The 21,770-nt window shown below is 58.4% G+C and carries 21 protein-coding genes and 1 tRNA gene; 7 read left to right on the forward strand and 15 right to left on the reverse strand.

Features of this window, described 5'->3' with window-relative positions; genetic code table 11:
• Positions 1-19: 19 nt before the first annotated feature.
• The 8 genes from AAF739_12905 to AAF739_12940 all read right to left on the reverse strand — a co-directional run bounded on the left by AAF739_12905 (position 20) and on the right by AAF739_12940 (position 7,769).
• Positions 20-1,516 (reverse strand): septal ring lytic transglycosylase RlpA family protein, encoded by a 1,497-nt coding sequence (locus AAF739_12905; GenBank protein MEM6383569.1) that lies wholly within the window; start codon positions 1,514-1,516, stop codon positions 20-22.
• A gap of 149 nt (positions 1,517-1,665) precedes the next feature.
• The gene (locus AAF739_12910) at positions 1,666-4,044 is read right to left on the reverse strand and encodes an aldehyde dehydrogenase family protein (protein MEM6383570.1); all 2,379 of its coding nucleotides are present in this window, start codon (positions 4,042-4,044) and stop codon (positions 1,666-1,668) included.
• Positions 4,045-4,050: 6 nt separating this feature from the next.
• Entirely contained in the window at positions 4,051-5,064 is a 1,014-nt protein-coding gene (deoC, locus tag AAF739_12915) for a deoxyribose-phosphate aldolase (GenBank protein MEM6383571.1), read from the reverse strand.
• A gap of 167 nt (positions 5,065-5,231) precedes the next feature.
• Positions 5,232-5,324: transfer RNA gene (locus AAF739_12920), tRNA-Ser, on the reverse strand.
• Positions 5,325-5,391: 67 nt separating this feature from the next.
• Positions 5,392-5,583 carry a hypothetical protein gene (locus AAF739_12925; GenBank protein ID MEM6383572.1) on the reverse strand — a complete coding sequence of 64 codons (192 nt, stop codon included), beginning with the start codon at positions 5,581-5,583 and terminating at the stop codon, positions 5,392-5,394.
• Positions 5,584-5,710: 127 nt separating this feature from the next.
• On the reverse strand, positions 5,711-5,983 hold the full coding sequence (locus tag AAF739_12930) for a sel1 repeat family protein (GenBank protein ID MEM6383573.1): 273 nt from the start codon (positions 5,981-5,983) through the stop codon (positions 5,711-5,713).
• A 258-nt stretch (positions 5,984-6,241) separates the two neighbouring features.
• Positions 6,242-6,730: a peroxiredoxin gene (locus tag AAF739_12935; protein ID MEM6383574.1), complete on the reverse strand. Its 489-nt coding sequence runs from the start codon at positions 6,728-6,730 to the stop codon at positions 6,242-6,244.
• 88 nt (positions 6,731-6,818) lie between these two features.
• Positions 6,819-7,769 carry a protein-disulfide reductase DsbD domain-containing protein gene (locus AAF739_12940; GenBank protein MEM6383575.1) on the reverse strand — a complete coding sequence of 317 codons (951 nt, stop codon included), beginning with the start codon at positions 7,767-7,769 and terminating at the stop codon, positions 6,819-6,821.
• 44 nt (positions 7,770-7,813) lie between these two features.
• On the opposite strand from AAF739_12940, the gene AAF739_12945 reads away from it, so the two are divergent.
• Positions 7,814-8,401 carry a YqgE/AlgH family protein gene (locus AAF739_12945; GenBank protein ID MEM6383576.1) on the forward strand — a complete coding sequence of 196 codons (588 nt, stop codon included), beginning with the start codon at positions 7,814-7,816 and terminating at the stop codon, positions 8,399-8,401.
• Between the two features lie 6 nt (positions 8,402-8,407).
• Here the strand turns inward: AAF739_12945 and AAF739_12950 are convergent, their stop codons facing one another.
• Entirely contained in the window at positions 8,408-9,103 is a 696-nt protein-coding gene (locus tag AAF739_12950; protein ID MEM6383577.1) for a glutathione S-transferase N-terminal domain-containing protein, read from the reverse strand.
• A 141-nt stretch (positions 9,104-9,244) separates the two neighbouring features.
• Here AAF739_12950 and AAF739_12955 point away from each other — a divergent pair, with 141 nt between their 5' ends.
• A complete protein-coding gene (locus tag AAF739_12955) occupies positions 9,245-9,907 on the forward strand; it encodes a putative metalloprotease CJM1_0395 family protein (protein MEM6383578.1) in 663 nt (220 codons plus the stop codon).
• Between the two features lie 6 nt (positions 9,908-9,913).
• On the opposite strand, the gene AAF739_12960 is transcribed toward AAF739_12955, so the two are convergent.
• The 6 genes from AAF739_12960 to gatC form a co-directional block, all read right to left on the reverse strand.
• A complete protein-coding gene (locus tag AAF739_12960; GenBank protein MEM6383579.1) occupies positions 9,914-10,399 on the reverse strand; it encodes a DM13 domain-containing protein in 486 nt (161 codons plus the stop codon).
• A gap of 27 nt (positions 10,400-10,426) precedes the next feature.
• On the reverse strand, positions 10,427-11,920 hold the full coding sequence (gene gatB / locus AAF739_12965; protein MEM6383580.1) for an Asp-tRNA(Asn)/Glu-tRNA(Gln) amidotransferase subunit GatB: 1,494 nt from the start codon (positions 11,918-11,920) through the stop codon (positions 10,427-10,429).
• Positions 11,921-11,955: 35 nt separating this feature from the next.
• Positions 11,956-12,183 carry a hypothetical protein gene (locus AAF739_12970; protein MEM6383581.1) on the reverse strand — a complete coding sequence of 76 codons (228 nt, stop codon included), beginning with the start codon at positions 12,181-12,183 and terminating at the stop codon, positions 11,956-11,958.
• Complete coding sequence (locus tag AAF739_12975) at positions 12,180-12,983, reverse strand: GNAT family N-acetyltransferase (protein ID MEM6383582.1); 804 nt, start codon at positions 12,981-12,983, stop codon at positions 12,180-12,182. The genes AAF739_12970 and AAF739_12975 overlap by 4 nt, the downstream gene beginning before the upstream one ends.
• 4 nt (positions 12,984-12,987) lie before the next feature.
• Positions 12,988-14,466: an Asp-tRNA(Asn)/Glu-tRNA(Gln) amidotransferase subunit GatA gene (gene gatA / locus AAF739_12980; GenBank protein MEM6383583.1), complete on the reverse strand. Its 1,479-nt coding sequence runs from the start codon at positions 14,464-14,466 to the stop codon at positions 12,988-12,990.
• Positions 14,467-14,556: 90 nt separating this feature from the next.
• Complete coding sequence (gene gatC / locus AAF739_12985) at positions 14,557-14,844, reverse strand: Asp-tRNA(Asn)/Glu-tRNA(Gln) amidotransferase subunit GatC (GenBank protein MEM6383584.1); 288 nt, start codon at positions 14,842-14,844, stop codon at positions 14,557-14,559.
• A gap of 168 nt (positions 14,845-15,012) precedes the next feature.
• Here gatC and AAF739_12990 point away from each other — a divergent pair, with 168 nt between their 5' ends.
• The 5 genes from AAF739_12990 to AAF739_13010 all read left to right on the forward strand — a co-directional run bounded on the left by AAF739_12990 (position 15,013) and on the right by AAF739_13010 (position 21,724).
• Entirely contained in the window at positions 15,013-16,509 is a 1,497-nt protein-coding gene (locus AAF739_12990; protein ID MEM6383585.1) for an AMP nucleosidase, read from the forward strand.
• 6 nt (positions 16,510-16,515) lie between these two features.
• Positions 16,516-16,998 carry a Holliday junction resolvase RuvX gene (ruvX, locus tag AAF739_12995; protein MEM6383586.1) on the forward strand — a complete coding sequence of 161 codons (483 nt, stop codon included), beginning with the start codon at positions 16,516-16,518 and terminating at the stop codon, positions 16,996-16,998.
• Between the two features lie 111 nt (positions 16,999-17,109).
• A complete protein-coding gene (locus tag AAF739_13000) occupies positions 17,110-19,257 on the forward strand; it encodes a hypothetical protein (protein MEM6383587.1) in 2,148 nt (715 codons plus the stop codon).
• Positions 19,258-19,355: 98 nt separating this feature from the next.
• The gene (locus AAF739_13005) at positions 19,356-20,390 is read left to right on the forward strand and encodes an aspartate carbamoyltransferase catalytic subunit (protein ID MEM6383588.1); all 1,035 of its coding nucleotides are present in this window, start codon (positions 19,356-19,358) and stop codon (positions 20,388-20,390) included.
• Positions 20,390-21,724, forward strand: a complete 1,335-nt coding sequence (locus tag AAF739_13010; GenBank protein ID MEM6383589.1) for a dihydroorotase — start codon at positions 20,390-20,392, stop codon at positions 21,722-21,724. Before AAF739_13005 ends, AAF739_13010 begins: the two co-directional genes overlap by 1 nt.
• Positions 21,725-21,770: the final 46 nt, after the last annotated feature.

Consider the following 21,770-nt stretch of genomic DNA (forward strand, 5'->3'; position numbering starts at 1 on the left):
ACCCGGCCCGGGCCTCGAATCAGGAACGCGTAACGTCGATCAGGTAAGCGTCGGTGTAACCTTGGCCCGCCAGACGTTGCAAGACAACATCTGCAGCAGAGCGATCGGCAACCCGGACTTGCAGTTCGACGCGGGTCAGAGTTCGTCCGCGCGAGGAAATCGGCTCAGTGACCACCCGACCGAATTCGCCCAACTGGCCACGAACACGAACCACATTCGCTGCATCCCCAAAGACACCGATCTGGAATGAGGCTGTTTGATCGCCAACAGCTACGGGAGCTGTAGCGGGGACTTGGGCTAACGTCTGGGCGTGCAGGAGCGTTTGAGACTGCAGCGCCAACGCCGATGCTGCATCTAACGCGTGAGCGGTGGCAGTCCCATGGGCTGAAGCAATGCGAACGCTGTGGGCGCGCGCATCCTGATTGCGCTGTGTGAAACCTGCCGCAAGACCCCCCCTATGGCCTGCGCGCGTTTCAATAGGCTCCGCGCCGGGCGCGATAGGCATCAGCCCGACAGTAGCGCTAGGAATTGGCGCACGCGGGTCACGGCCTGGCGCAATTGGTGCGAAACTTGGTACGGCTGAGACAGCGCGGGGCGCAATGGGTGGCGCCAACACAAGCGGCGCGGACGTTGCGGTTGGCTCGGGCGCAGACGCGAGGGCCGGAACAGCCGTAGCCGGAGCACGTGTCGCCGTTCGGACTGGTTGTGGTGCGGGTGTGGGCGTGAGCGCGCTGACCGCGCCTGCTGCCGCTTGGCGGACCGGAGCAAAGACTGGAGCGGAAGCAAACATCGTATCGGATGCTTGCGGCGCGTTACCCGGAATGCGCGCGCTGGCTTCCAGCCACTCGACGTCCTGCCCATGCAAGGGAGCGCGATCAAGATATTGAACACGGACGCGGCCCACACCATCGGCTCGCATATCCAGAACATCGGCGGCACGTTTTGACAGATCGATGATACGATTATGAGCGAACGGCCCGCGATCATTCACCCGAACGACAACCGAGTGATCATTGTCGAGATTGGTTACACGGACATAGCTGGGCAAGGGCAATGTCGGATGCGCAGCCGAAAGTGTGTACTGGTCAAAAACCTCGCCGTTCGCGGTTAGGCGTCCGTGAAATCCTGGACCATACCAAGAGGCCATGCCTGTGCGATCGTAATTGGGATCTTCCCGCGGCGTATAGAGGCGTCCGCCGATGCGATAGGGACGCCCAACCTGATCACGCCCACCCCCGCGCCGCAGGTTCCGGTAACGCGTTGTCACAACCGGGCTGGCAGAAACACCAAGCGCATCGTCATCGATGCCGTCGCCGCCACCGGGAGCCGCAGAAAGTGCTTCTGTATTGTTGCGTCCGCTGCCTTCAAGATCGGAAAAAGCAGCGCAACCAGCTAAGGCAAACGCGCAGGCAAGGCTCGCAAACGCCTTTTTGTAGGGCATGTTCACGCAGATAATCCGGGCGAGCGGCGCGCCCCCCGTTGCAAGACGCGCAAGCACGCCACTAAAGCTCATCATGATGCCGTACTCGATACAAAATGGCCGTAAACACGGCCAGCCAACGCATCTTGGCGCCGGGAACCGGAGTGTTCACAAAGCATGAATTCATAGGGCGACATTCAAGGAATCACGTGAAGGTGCTGTTAAACAGCACCCCTAATAAACTGTTACTCGCCATAAGGCACCCAAACGTTCTTCACATCCACAGAGCGGCGGAGCCATTCTTCGCCTGCTGCATCGTCGCTGTACCAGTCCGTAGCCCGGCCATAATCCACAAATGTCCGTTTGAGATTGCTGACCGAGAGCGCTTCGCACTGTGCTGAAAGCTCCGGTGACCCGAAAGCCCAAAGGCCATCAACGTCCGCATGCGAGGCCAGCACGGCCGCGAGTTCGTTCGAACTGCCGGTGACAATGTTGAATGCACCAGCAGGAACATCAGAGGTTTCGAGTACGCTGTAAAGGTCGGTCGCGATAAGCGGGTTGGCTTCGCTTGGAACAACCACGACGCGATTGCCGGTCGCAAGCAGCGGCGCTGCCAGCGAGACCATTGCCAGCAACGGTTCTTCATGCGGGCAGACAACCCCCACGACGCCCAACGGTTCGTGCATGGCAATCGCGACGCCGTGCAGTGGTGGCTCATGCACCCTGCCCTCGAACTTGTCGGCGTATGCGGCATAAAGAAACAGTCGATCAAGGCTCTGTTCGAACTGCTTGTGCGCCTTCGTCTTTCCGCCGCCACTTACAGAGGCTAAGCGCTCGATGAATTCTTGCTCTCGAGCCGCGAGGTTTTCAGCCAGGTAGAAAAGCACCTGCGCGCGGTTGTGCGCGCTGGCCTTGGTCCAGCTGTCGCTCTTTCGGGCAGCCGCCACAGCGTTACGAATGTCTTTGCGGTTTCCAACGCCGACATCGGCCACGTGGGCGCCCTTGGAGGTCAGGACCGGGCGGCTATAATTACCATCTGGCCGAATCTGCTTGCCTCCGATGTAAAGTTTCGCCGTACGATCGATCGCCGGTGCCGAGAAACCACCCGCCACTGGCATAGGTTCCGGTGGCGTCCATGCAGCGCGCAGCTTCGCTTTCGACCACAAGGGAGATCTGAGGTAAGCAAACGCTCCTTCGCGCCCGCCTTCTCGTCCAAAACCAGACTCCTTTTTGCCGCCGAAGCCACAAGCGGCGTCCATCATATTGGTGTCGTTAACCCAGACGATGCCTGTATCCATTCGCGCCGCGACCTCGAGCGCAAGCGAGATGCTCTCCGACCAAACCGATGCGGCAAGGCCGTAACGCGAGTGGTTGGCAAGCTGGACGGCTTCATCCGGCGTCCGGAAGGTCATTGAGACGGCAACCGGGCCGAAGATTTCCTCAGTTGCAACCGTCGAAGACGTCACCACGTTTGCCAGTAAGGTTGGCGGATAAAACGATCCCGACGTCGGAACCTGCCCCACGGTTGGCTGGACCAGTCTCGCACCATCCTTGACGCCCTCATCGACCAGATCCGCGATGCGTTGGTGCTGAACTGGAGCGACAATGGCTCCCATGTCGATTGTTTTGTCGAGCGGCGCGCCGACACGTAGGGTTTCCATGCGTTTTTCCAGACGCGCCAGAAAAGTCTCGGCGATTGGCTCATGGAGCAGCAGACGCGAGCCTGCGCAGCACACCTGGCCCTGGTTGAACCAGATGGCATCGACAACCCCCTCGACGGCACCATCAAGATCGGCATCGTCAAAAACGATGAAAGGCGACTTGCCGCCCAGTTCGAGCGTCAGCGCCTTACCGCTTCCTGCCGTTTGTTTGCGGATCAGCCTGCCAACTTCCGTCGAACCAGTGAACGCGACCTTGTCGATTTCGGGATGGTCCACCAGCAGAGCGCCCGTCTCCCCTTCCCCGGTGATGATATTAAGAACGCCCGGTGGCAGGCCTACTTGCGTTGCGAGTTCGGCAAACAGCAACGCTGTCAGTGAGGTCCACTCCGCCGGCTTGAGAACGACCGTGTTGCCAAACGCCAAGGCGGGAGCAACTTTCCAAGCGAGCATGAGGAGCGGAAAGTTCCACGGGATAATCTGGCCGGCGACGCCGACAGGCGCGTACCCGGGAAACTCCTTTTCTTGCAGTTGTGCCCAACCCGCATGGTGGGTGAAATGTCGAGCGACCAATGGCACATCAATGTCGCGCGTCTCACGGATTGGTTTGCCGTTATCAAGCGCTTCAAGAACGGCAAACAGCCGTGCGTGCCGCTGCACCATGCGGGCAAGTGCATACAAATGCCTTGCGCGGTCGCGACCGGGCATCGTTGCCCATTTCTTTTGCGCGGCCTTGGCTGCTTTCACCGCTTTATCGACGTCGGCCCTGGAACCTTTCGAAATCGTGGCCAGCACAGCGCCTGTTGCAGGCTCAAAGGTATCAATCGGGTTGCTAGGCTCTGTGAAGCGTCCGTCGATAAAGTGCCCAAAAGCGCCTTGATGGCTTTTGATCCATCCGCGCGCTTCGGTGTCACCTTCCGGTGCTGCACCGTAGTCCATCGTTTCGAAAAACTCGGCAACGCTCATGTGCGCTTATCCTATCGCGTGACGATTGAAGGCGGAGTATGCGCCGGTAACATGATGTTCGAGCTGCCGCTCGATATCGGCAAGCAGGCTTGAAGCACCGAGCCGAAAAAGGTCTGGCTCGAGCCAGCGCTTACCAAGCTCTTCGCGCATGAGAAACTGATAGGTCAGCATGTCCTTGGCAGTTGAGATACCGCCCGCCGGCTTGTAGCCGACTTTTATCCCGGTGCGCTCTTCGAAGGCGCGTATGCACCGGACCATGGTGAGGGAAACACCAAGGGTGGCATTGATGCCTTCTTTGCCGGTCGATGTCTTGATGAAGTCCGCTCCAGCCATCATGCAAACGAGCGACGCCCGCGCAACGTTTCGCATCGTCTTGATATCGCCGGTGGCCAAAATGGCCTTTACGTGCGCGGCCCCGCACGCTTCGCGGTACTCGCGCATCTCATCGTACAGCGCTTGCCAGTTGGCCGTGAGAACATGTTCGCGGGTGATCACGATATCGATTTCGCTTGCGCCAGCGGCGACGGATTCCTTGATCTCCTGGACTTTCAGATGATGTGGCGACAATCCAGCCGGAAAGCCTGTTGAAACTGCGGCCACCGGAATATTGCTGCCTTCCAGCGCCTTCGCCGCTGTCTCAACGAAGCGATGGTAGACGCAGACCGCCCCGGTCTGGATCTCATGATCGCCCATACCCATCGCAGCGAGCAGATCGTTGCGAATGGGCCGCATAGCCTTCCCGCACAGCCGCTTCACGCGCTCCGCGGTGTCGTCACCGTTGAGCGTGGTCAGATCGATGCATGTCACACCTTTGAGGAGCCACGCGGCCTGAGCGGCCTTTTTGACGGTTCTGCGCCCAGGTAACGTCGCGACGCGCCTTTGTGTCGCTGAGAGGTTGACCCGCACATCACGTACCCAACTCAAATCGAGGTCAATCGGTTGATTGCGTGCGTGTGAAGCGTTGTGCCCAACTGCCGCCGATGACGGGGTTCCAGACAGGGCGGTGACATTCGAACTCATGGCAAAACCACAGCTTAGGACGATACGCACCTCTTCTAGCACGCACTGCGCTGGGCGCACAGGGAGTGCAGCTCCACCATGGATTTCTTCGCGCAATCAGCGTCCATTCAAAAGAAAAGGGCCCCTCACCAGGAGGGGCCCAAACGTACCAAACGATCAAATTCGAATGGCGGGCATGGAGGGATTCGAACCCTCGATACGGCTCTACACCGCATACTCCCTTAGCAGGGGAGCGCCTTCAGCCACTCGGCCACATGCCCTCGGCCTGCTTGTTATGTGGCAAGGGCAAATTGTCAACCAGCGGCTGCGCGGATCCTAACGGCCGACTTAGCGGCCGCCGAGGTTCACGACGATGGCGTTGTAGTAGTAATATTGGGGCGTACCGTAGACCGAGCGGGCGCGCATCTCGCGAGCATATTGGAATTCGGTACGACGCTCTTCTTCCTGGCGTGCACGATGTTCTGCATATGCGCCAACCAGACGTTCGAACGGGCTAGCAATCCTTTTGAGCATTGGCATTGGGGCGTTCCTTTCAGATCGCTTTGGGGGGTTGATCTGAAGCCCACATACGATACCGGGCACCGCTTTTGCAGGTGCCCGGACGCAACTCAGCCATGCATATTGTGCAATGCAGCATTAAGATGCATTAACGGTTCGCTGCAAGGAACTGGCGTGCCGCCTGAAGCGCCGACTGCACATCCGTAGGGGACATCTCCGCAGCAACAGATTCGCGTTGGGCTTTTGCCGCTTCGCTGCCGCGCAAACTGGACAGATTGAACCATTTGTGGGCGGCGACGAGATCGACGGGAACCGAACGACCCACCGCATACATCATGCCCAGATCAAAGAATATCTTCGCATCCGGCGTGCGCGTTCCTATGAAACCGGCTTCAAACTCGTTTAAGGCAAAACGTGCCATTGTTGACGACTCCTGTCTTGTCCGGAGGCGGTCTCGCGTTCCTGGCGATACCTTGGCCTCGTTGCAGACAGACTGGCCTGAATGATTTGAATAGCTGGCTAAAACTTGCGCTTAATTCTCTTTGAATCGAAGTTTAAGGCGTTGGTAACGCTATAAAATCGGGTAACCATACGACCCGCGCTATTGCGCCGAAAACGCAGGCGGGCTTGGCGCCCGCCTTTACACTTGTAAACGCCGTCGCAACGGTTGGGTTTACACTCAGTCAAGCATAGTGAGGATTGCATCCGCACTTGAAGCCTTCGCTTCGGCAGGCGAGTCCTCCACAGCCAACGCAGAGATTACGCCATCATCCACCACCGCGGCATAACGCAGAGAACGCGACCCCAAGCCGAACGCCGACCCATCAAGGACCATGTCAGCCGCAGTTGTGAATGTTGCGCTGCCGTCGGCAAGGAAAGTGATGGCATCATCCGGATCGCCGGCTTTCTTCCACTCGGCCATCACGAACGGATCGTTGACTGAGACCACAGCGATGGCGTCTACGCCTTTGGCTTTCAGATCACCGGCATGTTTCACGTAGCTCGGCAGGTGGTTGTTGTTGCAGGTCGGCGTGAACGCGCCCGGTACAGCAAAAAGGACAACCTTCTTACCAGCAAAAAGATCGCTTTTGCTCATTTCAGCTGGACCCTCGGCTGTGATAGCGGTGAGTGGGACATCTGGTAGGGCATCGCCGACGGAAAGGGGCATTGGGCTTCCTCGCTTATGTGTTGCGCTCTGGTGAGCACGTCAATTTCCTGTTTCGCAACATAAGCTGACACGTCGCAGAAACCACCCCTCACCCGCCGCTGTGCGATGGGAAGGCCTGAACCCTCACGCTTCGCCCTGGGACGACTTCCAACAGGTTGATGGGCCGGGGAATATGAGAAAGTGTTTCAGCCGAGGGCATGGTGTTCCAGACCTTTGAAGCATGCCCATCGAAGCGCTCAAGGATCCAGAACCGGTCGAGAACGTCAGCTGTGCCCATAGTCAGATCATCGACCACTACTGGCAGGCGGCTCAGAAGGGTCAGATAGCCTGACAGGCTGGAACCATCGGGGGGGCTAGCTGCCACATCAGTCCCGAGGTTAATCCGCAACGCGCCAGAAGCGGGCACGCAAAGAACCTCACACAAGCCGATCGTGAAGCTGAGATCGACATCGATAGGCTGGTCCGCGTCATAAGGGGTCAACACAACAGGCCAGATCGTGTCGTTTGTGTAGCCGATTGACTGCCCGTCCGCTTCGTCAAAAAGCTGTGGCGCCGGGAATGCGACGCGCACGTTCAGTAAATTGCCGCTGTGCGACCAGTCGAAGCTGGGCTCCAAGCCAAAGCGGCCTGGCGCTCGCCAATAGGTTTTCCAACCTTCATCGAGTTCAACGTGCAAAAAGGCGAGCTGGTCGCCCTCCTCAAGCATCAGCGCATCGGCAAGCATTGGCACAACAACAGCGGGTGCGGCTTCAATCGACAGCTCCGCCCCGGCGAAGCGTACCGCGTGCTGATCTTGAGCCGATGCGCTGCCAGCAAACGTCACGCCGACGAGAGCAAACACCGATGGAAGCCGTGGCATTTGCCCGTAGACGATCTGGAAGACGGTGGTTCCGATCTGCTGAACGCAATCACAAAAGACCAACAATGGGGTGGGCCTGCGAGCGGAACTTTGCATGTCGGGTTTTTGCGAGGCACGATACTCCTGCTTGGGAATCACCACACGCTTGACGGCTGAGGTCTCAGACCCAACTTTTCGCATCGTAACGTTGTCTCTCCCTCATCACCATTCCGGTCACCAGCCGCATGCCTGATCAAACCTTTCCCAGCCTTGCCGGACAAGCGCTTATCGCGATGCCGACCATAGGGGATAGCCGCTTTCAGCGCACGGTCATCTATCTTTGCATGCACGATGCCAACGGGGCGATGGGTTTAGTGGTCAACAAGCCGGACCCCAAGCGCAGCATCGCCGACATCATGCGAGAGCTAGACCTGCTACCCGGCGAGGAAACCGAGCAGCCCGATACACTCTCCGCGCCGCTATTGTTGGGTGGGCCCGTTGAGAAGAGCAGAGGCTTCCTTCTGCATGCGCCTTCGGGCGTTACGCGAGAAGGAACTGTGAAAGTTGCGGACGGCGTCGAGTTGAGCACGACCCTCGACACCTTGCGCGAGATAGGCAGCGGCCAGGGTCCTGAGCGCTTTTTGCTGGCTGTCGGTTTTGCAAGCTGGACCGCTGGACAACTCGACACAGAGATTTTGAACAACGTCTGGCTGAACGCGGAGATGTCTGCTGACGAATTATTCACCACGCCTGCCCCTCTCCTGTACGCAGCCAGCCTTTCAGGTCTGGGGGTCGACCTTCACCAGTTGTCGCCAACGGCCGGGCGCGGCTGAGCGCCGTCAGCGCGCACGCTGACCAAATAGCACCTTTTTGTCCTCCTCACTCATCGGCTTGCGGAAATCGGCCCCGACTTCGAGCCCGCGCTTGACGCCGGGCCGATCCATCATCGTGGCCATCCAACGTTCAAGATTGGGAAACTCGGCAATGTCCATCTGCTGCTTCTCCCATCCCCTCGCCCAACCGATACAGGCCATATCGGCGATGGAATAGTCGCCAGCAATGTAGTCCTGACCATTGAGCTGCTTGTTCAGGACGCCGTAAAGCCGATGCGTTTCATCGGTGTAGCGTTTCTTCGCGTAGGGCACATCTTCGGGCGCGTAGGTGTTGAAATGATGGTTCTGGCCAAGCATCGGGCCGAAGCCGCCCATCTGCCACATCAGCCATTCCTCGACCTGCACACGCGACCGCTCGTCGGTTGGGTAAAATTGCCCAAATTTGCGGCCCAGATATTGCAGGATTGCGCCGGACTCAAAGATCGATATCGGTTCACCGCCCGGACCTTCCGGGTCGATAATGGCGGGCATACGATTGTTTGGGGCGATCTTCAGAAAGTCGGGCTTGAACTGGTCACCTTTACCGATGTTGATCGGATACACCGTGTAAGGAATACCCGTTTCCTCGAAGTAGATTGTGACTTTGAACCCATTGGGCGTCGGCCAGAAAAACAGGTCAATCGGCGTCTTCTGTTCGGTCATCATGATCTCTCATTTGGAGGCCGCACGGCCTGGAGCGTCGACCTGACATACGGGTATGCGCCAGCGGATGAAAGGGCGGCCCGGTAACGTTTTCCTGATCTTTGGAAGCTAGTTTCGGAACCGACAAGTACGGAGTATGCGGTGGAGCTGAGTACCTACCTCCCTGCAATTGGAATGGCTGGCAACATCGGGCGTGAGAGTCCGGTGAATGGGCAAGCCAGTTTGAAATCCCCCGCTGGCGCAGCAGGGGAAAGCCCTTCCGTGCGCGCCGGTTCGCCAGACGGTGAGTTGACCGAGGCCCAGGAACGTCAGGTCGAAAAACTCAAGAAACGCGACGCCGAAGTGCGCGCGCACGAGCAAGCCCACGCGCAAGTTGGTGGTTCCTACGCCGGCGCCCCAACCTATCAATACACCAAGGGGCCCGACGGCAAAAAATACGCAACATCTGGCGAGGTCCAGATCGATTCGTCGCCTGAACGCACCCCAGAGGCCACCATCCGCAAGATGGAGGTCGTGATCCGTGCCGCGCTCGCGCCAGCCGAGCCATCGACCCAGGATCAGGCAGTAGCGCGCCAGGCGCAGGCAACCAAACAACAAGCTCAAATGGAACTTGCCAAACAGCGGGCGGCTGGAGTGGATACAGAGGCTGCTGGCGGCATGAGCGCACTCACTTCCCCGCTGGCGGCGCAAGCAACATCCTCATCGTGGGACAGCACGGCGACTGCTGCCCAAGCGCAGAAGGCGATGGAAGCCGCAGTGCAGGCCTATCAGGCGTCTGCCAATCTTTACGGCCTGGGCGGATAGGGTGCTCTACTGCGTGGCCGTAAGCGTGGCGGTCGCGAATAAAACCGAAAACTGCTCGCACCAGATCACGACCGAGCCATATTCGCTCAGGTCTACGCCTTCTGGCACAGTGTAGGTTTGGTCGCCGATATTGCCCTTGAGCAGTCCCAAAGAAACCCACTCGCTCTCAAGGACTGCACGCGAGTTCGCCGGGGCAGGATCAGCGACGAGCCAAACCTCAAGATCTGGCCCGTTGGTCACTTCGAACTCGGTGAAGCGAATGAGCGGCGCGCCAGTGGCGGTTTCGAGCTGCATAGCGTTTCCAGCGCCTTGGTGTGCCCGGTCGGCGCCCTGAAACGTCCCCGCACGTATCACCGACACCATCAACTCATCTGGCAGTGCTTCATCGACAACCTGATCGATCCACAGGGGCGATGCGAGATACCAAAATGCATTACCGGCGACGAACCCGATCAGAAAAACCGGAATGGCGATTGCGAGAAATCTCTTCATGGCGCTACCCCCTGTTTTTTAGGCAGCCTACAGGCCCAGCTTGTCGCGCACCATCTGTTGAACTGCTTGCGGATTGGCTTTGCCACCTGTCGCTTTCATGACCTGACCGACAAACCATCCTGCGAGGTTTGGCTTGGCTTTCGCCTGCTCGACCTTATCGGGGTTGGCCGCGATCACCTCATCAACGGCAGCCTCGATCGCACCGGTGTCGGTCACCTGCTTCATGCCACGATCGTCCACGATCTGACGCGGATCGCCGCCCTCGGACCAGACGATCTCAAACAGCTCCTTGCCGATCTTACCGGAGATCACCTGTTCGCCGATCAGATCAATGATCGCGCCGAGCTGTTCGGATGAGACCGGGCTGTTGGAAACACTCAAGCCTTCCTTGTTCAGACGACCGAAAAGCTCATTAATTGTCCAGTTCGCTGCTTGCTTACCATCCCGCCCTCTGGCCACTTGATCAAAGAAATCGGCGGTTTCTCGTTCAGAGACAAGCACCGAGGCGTCATACGGGGTGATGCCATAGTCGGCGATGAAGCGCTGCTTCTTGTCATCAGGTAGTTCGGGCAAGTCATCAGCAAGCCCATCGACAAAGGCCTGGTCGAATTCAAGCGGCAGCAAGTCGGGATCGGGGAAGTATCGGTAGTCGTGCGCTTCTTCCTTTGAGCGCATGGAGCGGGTCTCACCCTTGCTCGGATCAAACAGGCGCGTTTCCTGATCGATCTCTCCACCGTCCTCCAAAATGGCGATCTGACGCCGGGCTTCATATTCGATGGCCTGCACGGCGAAGCGCATGGAGTTCACGTTCTTGATCTCGCAACGGGTGCCAAACCCCTCGCCCGGTCGCCGCACCGAGACATTGATATCGGCCCGCATGGAGCCTTCTTCCATATTGCCGTCACAGGTGCCCAGATAGCGAAGGATTGACCGCAGCTTGGTCAGATAGGCCCGGGCTTCCTCCGACGAACGGATGTCGGGTTTGGAAACGATTTCCATCAGCGCGACGCCAGACCGGTTAAGATCGACAAAGCTCATGGTCGGGTGCTGATCATGCAGGCTCTTGCCCGCGTCCTGCTCAAGGTGAAGCCGCTCAATGCCGACCTCGAAGCTCGTACCGTCTGCTTGGTCGACGGTTATGACTCCTTCACCCACAATAGGGTCGAGAAATTGGGAAATCTGGTAGCCTTGCGGCAGGTCGGGATAGAAGTAGTTCTTGCGATCAAAGACCGACCGAAGGTTGATCTGGGCCTTGAGGCCAAGCCCGGTTCGGACGGCCTGTTTCACGCATTCCGCGTTGATAACGGGCAGCATCCCAGGCATCGCCGCGTCAACAAGCGAGACGTTTGAATTTGGCGCGTTGCCGAATTGGGTCGATGCACCGGAGAAAAGCTTGGACTCGCTGGTAACTTGGGCGTGCACCTCAAGACCGATGATCAGCTCCCAGTCCCCGGTCGAACCGGGAATAAACTTCTTGGGGTCAGCCTGCCGGTTCTCCGGCAATTGAACATGTTGGTTCATTTTAGCGTTCGTCCTATCGGATGCGTACCGAGGGGCTATTTGTTTTCAAGGCCCCTCACCCAGCGCTTGAGGCCGTAAAACCCCAAAGCTCCAATCACGAAGAAGATCGCCGTGACCATCAGTTGGCCGTTCATAGCGTCTTCCCCGCGCATGGTGTTCAAAGTGATCAGGATTGCCAGAAGGACCGCAATCACGAGCATCAAGACCGCAAGGATACCTGTGAATGTGCCAAACAGCATGCGTGATAGCGGCAGTCTGCTCATGATCCGGTATCAGCCAGATCACCGCCAAGATGGATTTCCTCGCGCGCGATCGCGAGTTCGACCATGGTTCGCCACAAAGTTTCGGTGAGGTCGGGATCAAAACCGATCGCAAGCGCTTGCTTCCGCGCATTGCTAACAACCTGCTCAACCCGCGGCGTCACCCTGGCAGGAATGGCCGTTCCTTCCTTCACCTCAGCCGCCCGATCAATGAAGGCAAATCGCTCCGCGATAAGGGAGACGAGCATAGGATCAAGCATATCTATGCCAGCGCGGACACCGGCCATATCAGCTGCGGTGGGCGCATGGGGCCTTGATAGCTGCTTGCCGAGCAACGCACGCGGGTAGCGCACGCCGACGAGGCTTTCCGCGTCGTGCTCTTCGATGGACAAAAGCGCGTAGCCTTGCGCGCGATAAAACCTAAGGGCGTGCTGGTTCTCGTGGTGGCAAGTCAGCCAGGTACATGTTTGGCCTGCCTGCCGCGCTGCACTTTCCCCTGCAGCCATCAAAGATGCGCCGATGCCCATTCCTTGATGGTCGGGCCGAACCCACACATCGGTTATCTCGCCGCGGGAAACCTCCACAGAAAGCAACCCAGCGGTCTCGCCGTTGCGTTCGATGAGTATGGTGCTGTCGAGTTGTTCAGGCACAAAACGCTCAAAAGCTCCGCGCATCTCGTGCTGACGATCACGGAACTCGGGCAGATGAGCAATGGACGAAAGGCATGCAGCAAGCGCCACGTCGATGAGAACATCGACATCGTCCTCCCGAGCCTTCCTGATCGTGACAGGGTCGAATCTCATCCACTCACCACCATTTGGACGGCGAGAAATGGCCAGCCTGCTTTTCAATGACGTCTGCGAGGGTGAAAAGCGTCTCCTCGTCGAAAGGACGACCGATAAGCTGCAGGCCCAGCGGCAAACCTTCGCCAGAAAGGCCTGCGGGGACGGAGATGCCCGGTAAGCCGGCCATGTTCACTGTCACAGTGAAAATATCATTGAGGTACATTTCTATTGGCGAGGCCGTCGACATGGCGTCAACGCCGAAAGCGGCAGATGGCGTCGTCGGTGTCAGGATCGCATCGACACCATCGGCATAAACCGTCTCGAAATCCTGCTTGATCAGTGTGCGGACGCGTTGTGCCTTCTTGTAGTAGGCATCGTAATAGCCTGCAGACAAGACATAGGTGCCGATCAGGATGCGCCTTTGCACCTCATCACCAAACCCTTCGCCCCTGGAGTTTTCGTACATGGAGATAACATCGGTCGCGCCGGCGCGTTTTCCATAGCGGACCCCATCATAACGGGCCAGATTCGACGACGCTTCGGCAGGTGCGACAATGTAGTATGCGGGCAACGCATACTTCGTGTGCGGGAGGCTTATGTCTTTGATAGTCGCGCCTGCATCTTTCAGCCAACCAATGCCGGTCTGCCAGAGCGCTTCGATTTCCGCCGGCATTCCATCCATCCGGTACTCTTTGGGGATGCCGATCGTCATGCCTGCGATGGTTTTACCGAGCGCCGCTTCGTAATCCGGCACCTCACGATCCACGCTTGTCGTGTCCTTGTGGTCGACCGAGGCCATCGACCGCAGCATGATCGCTGAATCACGCACATCCCGGGTGATGGGTCCGGCCTGATCAAGGGATGACGCAAACGCGACAACACCCCAGCGGGAGCATCGGCCGTAGGTAGGTTTGATGCCGACGGTCCCGGTGAACGCGGCCGGCTGGCGGATCGACCCGCCTGTGTCTGTCGCAGTCGCAGCTGCGCATAACCACCCGGCAACCGCAGCGGCTGACCCGCCCGATGAACCACCGGGGACCAGATCAGCGTTCGACGTCTGCGAGCGCCAAGGATTGACAACCGGTCCGTAGACCGACGTCTCATTGGATGAGCCCATGGCAAACTCATCCATGTTGAGCTTGCCCAGCATAACCGCGCCGTCGTCCCACAGATTCTGCGTGACGGTGGATTCATACGGCGGCTTGAAACTGTCCAGAATGCCGCTCGCTGCCTGCGTATGCGCTCCCTTGGTCGCAAAGAGATCCTTGATACCCAAGGGGATGCCCTCAAGCGAACCAGTGTCGCCTCTGGAAAGACGCTCATCCGAGGCGGCAGCCATTTCAAGAGCACGATCCGCCGTAACGGCGACATAGGCATTCATGCGCCCGTTCGCCTGCTCTATCGCGTCCAGATAGGCCTGCGTGATCTCCTTCGAAGAAAACTGTTTCGCCTTCAGTGCACTACGCGCTTCAGCAAGAGTGAGGTTGGTTAGGTCGGTCATGCAGTCTTTTATCGCCGTAACTGGGAGTGGCCCTCTTCGGCCGGGATGCAGGTCTGGTGTCGCGTTTAGATGCAGGCTGCGCGCTCTGCTCTATTCCACAACCTTGGGAACCATGAAGAACCCATCTTCGCTTGATGGGGCGTTTGCAACGACATCATCAGCCTTGTTACCATCGGTGATCGCGTCGGCGCGCAAACGCATCGTTGTTTCAACGACCGAGGTCATCGGTTCAACGCCCTCGGTATCGACCTCATCGAGTTGTTCGACGAAAGCGAGTATCGTGTTCAATTGCTCGCGCATCGGCTCAACACGCTCTTCGGGAAGCCGAATGCGAGCCAGGTTAGCAATCCGGTGGACGGTATCGGAATCGACGCTCAAGGTTGATATCCTATTGTGGGTGGCCAAGCGGGCGGTTGTGACGCCCCTTCGATTGCGGTGATAGCGCGGCCTTGGTGGCGCTTCAATGGCTTCAACGCACACCTGAACGATGATATATGCTCGGCACGCGGGGTATTTTCCTTCCGACTCGAAAGGCTTCACGCTCTCATGGCGATAGCACATGCAGATCCTTCGCACTCAACGCTGACCACCAACGATGCGCGCGAAGCAGTCGACGCGCTAGACGAGATTTACAAGGACGAAACAGCGCGTCTTCGTGACGCTTTTTATGCCCATATGGAGGCTGGCAGCGGTTCAACGCAAAAGGCGCATGGCGGCAAAGTTCGCGGTTTTTACCCGTTTATACGGGTCGCGACCCAAACCTATGCCGATGTCGATTCCCGTTTGGCGTATGGGCACGTCACAAGGCCGGGCACCCACGAAACCACGATCACGCAACCGGGACTTTACCGGAACTATTTGCTTGAACAGATCGGCGCGCTGATCGCCAATCACGAAATGCCGGTTGAGGTCGGGCTATCATCAACGCCGATTCCCATCCACTTTGCGTTCCCTGATGGTATGGTCTTAAGCGGGGATGGGACCGTCGAAGACGACCGTCCCCTGCGAGACTATTTCGATGTGCCCGATCTTGGCATCACGGACGACGCGATCGTCAATGGGGTAGCACCGTCGTTATCAATGGAGCCCTACCCGCTATCGCTGTTTACCGCGCCGCGCATCGATTATTCGCTCTATCGTCTCAAGCACTACACCGCGACGCCGCCGGACGCATTCCAAAACTTTGTTCTTTACACGAACTATCAATTCTATATCGATGAATTCATTGAATTTTCGAAAAACGAACTATCGAAACCAGATAGCGTCTACAGCCACTTCGTCGAACCAGGTGGTAAAACCACATTTCACGTGCGGTTGAACAAACAGGCGGAAGGGACCGCCGCGGCGCGTGTGCCGCAAATGCCCGCCTACCACTTGTGTACGGCCAATCAGGGCGGCGTCTCGATTGTCAATATTGGGGTTGGTCCCTCGAACGCTAAGACCATCACCGACCATGTGGCCGTTTTGCGCTCGCACGCATGGTTGATGCTTGGGCACTGCGCCGGACTGCGCAATTCGCAACGGTTGGGAGATTACGTTCTGGCGCACGGGTATGTGCGCGAAGACCACGTTCTGGATGCCGACTTGCCACCCTGGGTTCCTATTCCCCCGCTCGCGGAAGTGCAGGTTGCGCTTGAGCAGGCTGTTGCGGAAATCACCAACTTGTCGGGTTATGATCTCAAGCGAATTATGCGGACTGGTACGGTCGCGACGATTGACAATCGGAATTGGGAACTTCGCGACTTCTCAGAGCCCGTCGAGCGGTTCTCGCAGTCTCGCGCCGTGGCGCTGGATATGGAATCGGCAACGATCGCCGCGAATGGGTTCCGGTTTCGTGTACCCTATGGGACGCTTTTGTGCGTCTCCGACAAGCCGCTTCACGGCGAACTGAAACTACCGGGCATGGCGAGCGCGTTTTATAAGACGCAGGTCAATCAGCACCTTCAGATCGGCATTCGCGCCATGGAGCTTTTGCGCGCGATGCCCAATGAACGCTTGCACTCGCGCAAGCTGCGCAGTTTTTCCGAATCGGCATTCCAGTAGCTTATAATGGGACCACCTGCTTGGCTCACCGACCCTCGGGCTTTCCAGCAGGCGGTCGGCACCAAAGGGCCGCTGCTGGGACTTGACCCCGGCACGAGGACAATCGGAGTGGCAATCAGCGATGTCGATTGGACGCTAGCATCGGCTCTGGAGACCATCAGGCGCACAAAACTAGTCCAAGATGCGCACACGCTGGCCTCGATCATTGATCGAGAAGGCGTTTGCGGCCTTGTGATCGGTTTGCCCCTCAACATGGATGGAAGTTCCGGCCCTCGCGCTCAGTCCGTTCGTGGCTTTCGCAGGTCGCTGTCCGAGCATATCGCGCTCCCGATGCTGTTATGGGATGAGCGGCTATCCTCGGCGTCCGCGGGTGACAAACTGCGTGAAGGTGGCGCGTCGAGGCAGGCCCGTGAACGTCTGCTCGACGCTGCCGCCGCAGCCGAGATTCTTACTGATGCTATGCGTGCGCTGCGTGCCCTCAATCGGTAAGGCTGGCTGAACCTTTCAGTAAGCAATCCGCTTTACGATCTGCATGTTGCGGTTGCGCGCGTATTGCCACCGCCCAGATCGATCTAGTTTTGCGTACGGAAAGAATACACCATGAGCGGTTTGTCGTTGGCCGAAATGCGTCGAATAGGGACGCAGCGCAACCAGGAAGCTCAGACCCGATCAACGAAATCCGGCGGCTTTCTTAAGTCGATACGGCGACCAAAGCAGCCGATGGGTGCGCCGGCTCAGGCCACCCAGGCAACCGTTGAGCGCACACGCGCCACCGCTGAGGAGACGACTGCTTCCGCTGTACTCGTCGATCGAGCCGAAGTAGTGCCACTGCCCCAGCCGGACCCGCCTGCTGAAGTAGAGGCACCTGCGGTCTCTCCGACAGTGACTGCGGTTCAGCCGACTGTCGATATCTCCGCCGACGACGCAGCGAAACTTCTACCTTCCAGTCTGTTACGCCATACCTTGGTGGGCGGCTTGGCGGCGGGCATTGCGGGGGTTGCAGGCACGGGAAGTCTTGTCGGCTTGTCTGCGGGCCTCGTTCTCGGCGGTCTTGGTGGACGGCTCATCGGCCAGAACGCCCAGTCCTTAAGTGTCGCGAGCGTCAAACATGTGCAGCTCGGACCAAAGGCCATGCCGCGCATGCGCGAAGAGATGCTTGAGATCGCAAGCAAGCTTGGCCAGGAGAAGGCCCGCCTGACGCTTTCCATCACCGACAATGCTGCCGTGCACATTGCGTCCATCAGCGGCGGAAAGGGAATGATCAAAGCGTCCATCGGTATCGGCCTTTTGCGGCTGATGTCTCAATCGCAAATCGTAGCGCTGTTCGCCCAAAACTTCACGGCCGCACGTTACGACGAGCAAACGGGCGGGTTAGACATATCGTTCGACACCGCTTCGAAACTTACCACGCTTGCCAACAATCTCGAAAAACGCCCCGCGCTGGTCCAACTCAACCGACCGGCAAATCTTTATGCAGCAAGCGCTTCCGCCCACCAATGGTACCAGACCGAGGCGCTCCATCGCGCCAAGGAGAGTGACAAGCTCGCCACCATATCAATCGCCCGCGAAAGTCTCGCTGATGCGCTTTTGACCAACGCGCTGATTGCCGTGACGCTCCTTGAAGCCATGAAATCTGGTCAGTCTTTCGACCAATGGCTTGCCGGCGTGTCACAACGATGGAGCAGCCAGACACGGGACAGCGCCCTGCGCTACCTCAGCCAACATCAGATGCCTGACGTTCAAGCGCACAATGCGGGTATTCCAATTGATGTGTTCAACCGCATCTCCGCACTCGGCGCTAATTGCCCGATCCCATCTCTGCCAGCCCCGCAGGCAGCCTGGGGTGAGCTCGAGCCTAAGGTCCAAAAGGCCGTTCAAAAACGCTTGCTTGGCAAGGGATCGGTTCTTGCAACGCAGGGCGGTCCGCTGACCCCTCCGCCGCTTGCGCCTTCCGACCAGGAATATGTCAATGAGCCGGCAAGCGTTGAACAATCGTCAGCGGCGCCAACAGTTGGCAAATCACGTAAGGGCGGCCTCCTCTCCTCGATCCTGAAACCCCGTTCGACCAAGGCACACTCAGCCGAAGGTGTTCTGCAGGCCCACGCTCCACTCTACGAAGCCGATGAGCTCTTCAAAGAGGATACTGTAACGGGCATCGAGGCTTACAAGACGCTTTTTGATGCAAACCCGCGTTGGGCGTTGGCTCGCTTGCGCCTGGGTGAGGCGCTCGTTGAAAGCGGCTATGCCGAGGGCGTTGAGCATCTCATGGCAAGTGCGGAGACCTTGCCAAGTGCTCTGCCCACAATTCTTGAGACGCTCAGTGGTTCGTTGGCGATGGTCAGCCCGTTGGAAGAAGAGCCCCTGCGTCTCGCAATCGAAAAACTGCAACCGCTTTCCATCGGAATTGCTCAGGAGCGGGCGGGAATTGACCTCGATCGTTTGCAACCGCCGGCGATGGATGAGGCGGATCAGCTGACCCTCATGAACTTATTCGATAACGCTGCAGGACTTGCAGAGGCTTGGGTGTTCTCGCTGCCCGTGGCGTCGATGCCGAATGTGCCGCACCATGCCATTTTGGGTCTGGCACCCCAGTTGGACGAGGAGAGCATGGAGAAGCTGTCAACCTACCTGGTTGAGCACGCTGCGGTCCACGGTACGGTGGTGGTTCACCTTGAGACCGACCGGCCAACCGGTGCGTTGGAAGACGTCTTCGCGTCACAATCGAGCGTTTGGGTTGCACCGCGTTGAAACCAAACGCGCCCCGCCCAAACTAGCTTTGTAAAAACGCTACCAGATGCAATTGGGCGCTTGTTTAAAGGCGTACCCAGGGTTTAAGACCCACTTTTATGACATCCGTACCTTCGCCCGGTTCGGTCGTGGCCAGCGCCCCGGCGGAACCCCTTGCGCCTGCAGATGGTCCGCGCTTTGCGCACAGGCATCTGTTGGGAATCGACGGACTGAAGCCCTGGGACATTCAGGCCCTTCTTGATCTGTCCGAAGAAGCAATAGCCGTCAGCCGGCGGGTCGAGAAAAAAAGTCTGAAGCTGCGCGGGCGCACACAGATCAATCTGTTTTTTGAAGCCTCAACGCGCACGCAATCGTCCTTTGAACTCGCCGGCAAGCGGCTCGGTGCCGACGTTATGAACATGTCGGTTGCATCATCTTCGGTGAAAAAGGGCGAAACACTCGTCGACACAGCGGCAACGCTCAACGCCATGCGGCCCGACATTATTGTGGTGCGCCACCATGCTGCAGGCGCCGTGGCGCTTCTGGCACGGAAGGTTGGTTGCTCGGTGATCAATGCCGGCGACGGGGCTCATGAACACCCCACCCAAGCGTTGTTGGATGCCCTTACAATCAGGCGCCACAAGGGAAAGCTGGAAGGGCTCACAGTGGCCATTTGCGGCGACATCAAGCATTCCCGCGTTGCACGCTCGAACCTGCTGTTGTTGCACGCAATGGGCGCTACGGTTCGCTTTTGCGGGCCTTCCACGCTGCTGCCCGCCGACGCGGAGCGCCTGGGTGCCGAGGTAACGACCTCAATGCGCAAAGCACTTGAGGGCGCGGACGTCGTGATGATGCTGCGGTTGCAGCGCGAACGTATGAACGCCGCGCTGGTACCCTCAACGCGCGAGTATTTTCGCTATTACGGTCTTGATCAAGATAAGCTGACGCTCGCAAAGGACGATGCCTTGGTGATGCACCCCGGTCCTATGAACCGCGGTGTAGAGATTGATCCGGAGATTGCCGAAAGCTCGCAGAGCGTCATCAACGAGCAGGTTGAGATGGGCGTGGCCGTGCGCATGGCGGTACTTGATGCACTTGCGCATCATCTGCCCAATGGCGATGCCCAGAGCAACGAACGTGGCTTTGACGATTGATGGAACAATCAAGCGCACGCCAACCGGTAAAAATCACCAATGTGCGGGTGATCGATCCGTCTCGAGACCTCGATGCGCACGGCGCGATCCTTATCCTGGATGGAAGGATAATCGCGGCGGGGCCTGACGCCCTTACCATGGGCACACCCGATGGCTGCCTTGTGCTTGATGGAGACGGGGCGGTAGCCGCGCCGGGCCTTGTCGACATGCAAGCGCGAACCGGAGAGCCGGGCGCCGAGCACCTCGAAACCTTGGCGTCTGCTAGCCAAGCTGCAGCCGCAGGTGGCGTCACTTCCCTGGGCCTGCTGCCGGACACGGACCCCGTGATTGATGATGCTGCGCTTGTCGATTTCGTGATGCGGCGCGCGCGCGATACAGCGATCGTCAACATTCACCCGATCGCTGCGCTTACCAAAGGGCTCGCTGGAGCTGAAATGGCGGAGCTCGGTCTTTTGCAAGAGGCTGGCGCGGTGGCTTTTTCGAACGGCCGGACTGCGGTCGCTGATGCCTCGATTTTTCGCCACGCTTTGACCTATGCGCGCGACTTTGAGGCTCTGGTCATCCACCACGTCGAAGATGCCCACCTGCGGGGCGATGGCGTTATGCACGAGGGAGAACGCGCAACACGCTATGGATTGCCGGGTATTCCCGAGGAAGCCGAGCTTGTGATGCTGGACCGCGACATCCGCTTGGCCCGGCTCACCGGCGGCCACTACCATGCGGCACAGATCTCCTGCGCAACAAGTGTTGATACTGTTCGCCGAGCCAAGGCTTCCGGTGTTTCGATGACTGCAGGTGTTTCAATCAATCACCTCTCTCTCAACGAGCTCGACATCGGAATGTGGAGGACCTTCCTCAAACTGTCCCCGCCGCTACGCACCGAAGATGATCGCTTGGCGCTGATTGAAGGCGTGGCAGACGGAACCATCGACGTCATCGTCTCGAACCATGATCCGCAAGACGTCGAACGCAAGCGACACCCCTTCGCTGAGGCACATGATGGTGCGGTCGGTGTCGAAACGTTGCTGCCCGCGGCCTTAAGGCTGGTTCATAACGGGTACCTCACATTGCCTGACCTTTTGACCAAGCTGTCGACGGCACCGGCGCGAATACTGGGCATTGACGCGGGCACGCTGAAGCCAGGTGCTCCAGCCGACGTCATCGTGTTTGACCCCGATGAGCCCTGGGTTCTCGATCGCAAGAGTCTTCTGTCGCGCTCCAAGAACTCGCCGTTCGAGGAGGCGAGATTCTCCGGCCGTATCAAGGCAACCTTCGTGGGCGGTCGCCTTGTCGCGCGATACACCATGGATGGCGCGGCGGAGATCGTCGCCTAGCGTGCAGCCGGAACAAAGCCATGCTACTGAACATAGGCTGCCGAGC

Source organism: Pseudomonadota bacterium, from assembly GCA_039024915.1.
Classification (GTDB): domain Bacteria; phylum Pseudomonadota; class Alphaproteobacteria; order Rhizobiales; family MH13; genus MH13.

Excerpts from the sequence above, each read along its gene's own strand:
- AAF739_12905 (MEM6383569.1), bottom strand. The coding sequence starts at position 1,516 with ATGATGAGCTTTAGTGGCGTGCTTGCGCGTCTTGCAACGGGGGGCGCG.
- AAF739_12910 (MEM6383570.1), bottom strand. The coding sequence starts at position 4,044 with ATGAGCGTTGCCGAGTTTTTCGAAACGATGGACTACGGTGCAGCACCG.
- deoC (MEM6383571.1), bottom strand. The coding sequence starts at position 5,064 with ATGAGTTCGAATGTCACCGCCCTGTCTGGAACCCCGTCATCGGCGGCA.
- AAF739_12925 (MEM6383572.1), bottom strand. The coding sequence starts at position 5,583 with ATGCCAATGCTCAAAAGGATTGCTAGCCCGTTCGAACGTCTGGTTGGC.
- AAF739_12930 (MEM6383573.1), bottom strand. The coding sequence starts at position 5,983 with ATGGCACGTTTTGCCTTAAACGAGTTTGAAGCCGGTTTCATAGGAACG.
- AAF739_12935 (MEM6383574.1), bottom strand. The coding sequence starts at position 6,730 with ATGCCCCTTTCCGTCGGCGATGCCCTACCAGATGTCCCACTCACCGCT.
- AAF739_12940 (MEM6383575.1), bottom strand. The coding sequence starts at position 7,769 with ATGCGAAAAGTTGGGTCTGAGACCTCAGCCGTCAAGCGTGTGGTGATT.
- AAF739_12945 (MEM6383576.1), top strand. The coding sequence starts at position 7,814 with ATGCCTGATCAAACCTTTCCCAGCCTTGCCGGACAAGCGCTTATCGCG.
- AAF739_12950 (MEM6383577.1), bottom strand. The coding sequence starts at position 9,103 with ATGACCGAACAGAAGACGCCGATTGACCTGTTTTTCTGGCCGACGCCC.
- AAF739_12960 (MEM6383579.1), bottom strand. The coding sequence starts at position 10,399 with ATGAAGAGATTTCTCGCAATCGCCATTCCGGTTTTTCTGATCGGGTTC.
- gatB (MEM6383580.1), bottom strand. The coding sequence starts at position 11,920 with ATGAACCAACATGTTCAATTGCCGGAGAACCGGCAGGCTGACCCCAAG.
- AAF739_12970 (MEM6383581.1), bottom strand. The coding sequence starts at position 12,183 with ATGAGCAGACTGCCGCTATCACGCATGCTGTTTGGCACATTCACAGGT.
- AAF739_12975 (MEM6383582.1), bottom strand. The coding sequence starts at position 12,983 with ATGAGATTCGACCCTGTCACGATCAGGAAGGCTCGGGAGGACGATGTC.
- gatA (MEM6383583.1), bottom strand. The coding sequence starts at position 14,466 with ATGACCGACCTAACCAACCTCACTCTTGCTGAAGCGCGTAGTGCACTG.
- AAF739_12990 (MEM6383585.1), top strand. The coding sequence starts at position 15,013 with ATGGCGATAGCACATGCAGATCCTTCGCACTCAACGCTGACCACCAAC.
- ruvX (MEM6383586.1), top strand. The coding sequence starts at position 16,516 with ATGGGACCACCTGCTTGGCTCACCGACCCTCGGGCTTTCCAGCAGGCG.
- AAF739_13000 (MEM6383587.1), top strand. The coding sequence starts at position 17,110 with ATGAGCGGTTTGTCGTTGGCCGAAATGCGTCGAATAGGGACGCAGCGC.
- AAF739_13005 (MEM6383588.1), top strand. The coding sequence starts at position 19,356 with ATGACATCCGTACCTTCGCCCGGTTCGGTCGTGGCCAGCGCCCCGGCG.
- AAF739_13010 (MEM6383589.1), top strand. The coding sequence starts at position 20,390 with ATGGAACAATCAAGCGCACGCCAACCGGTAAAAATCACCAATGTGCGG.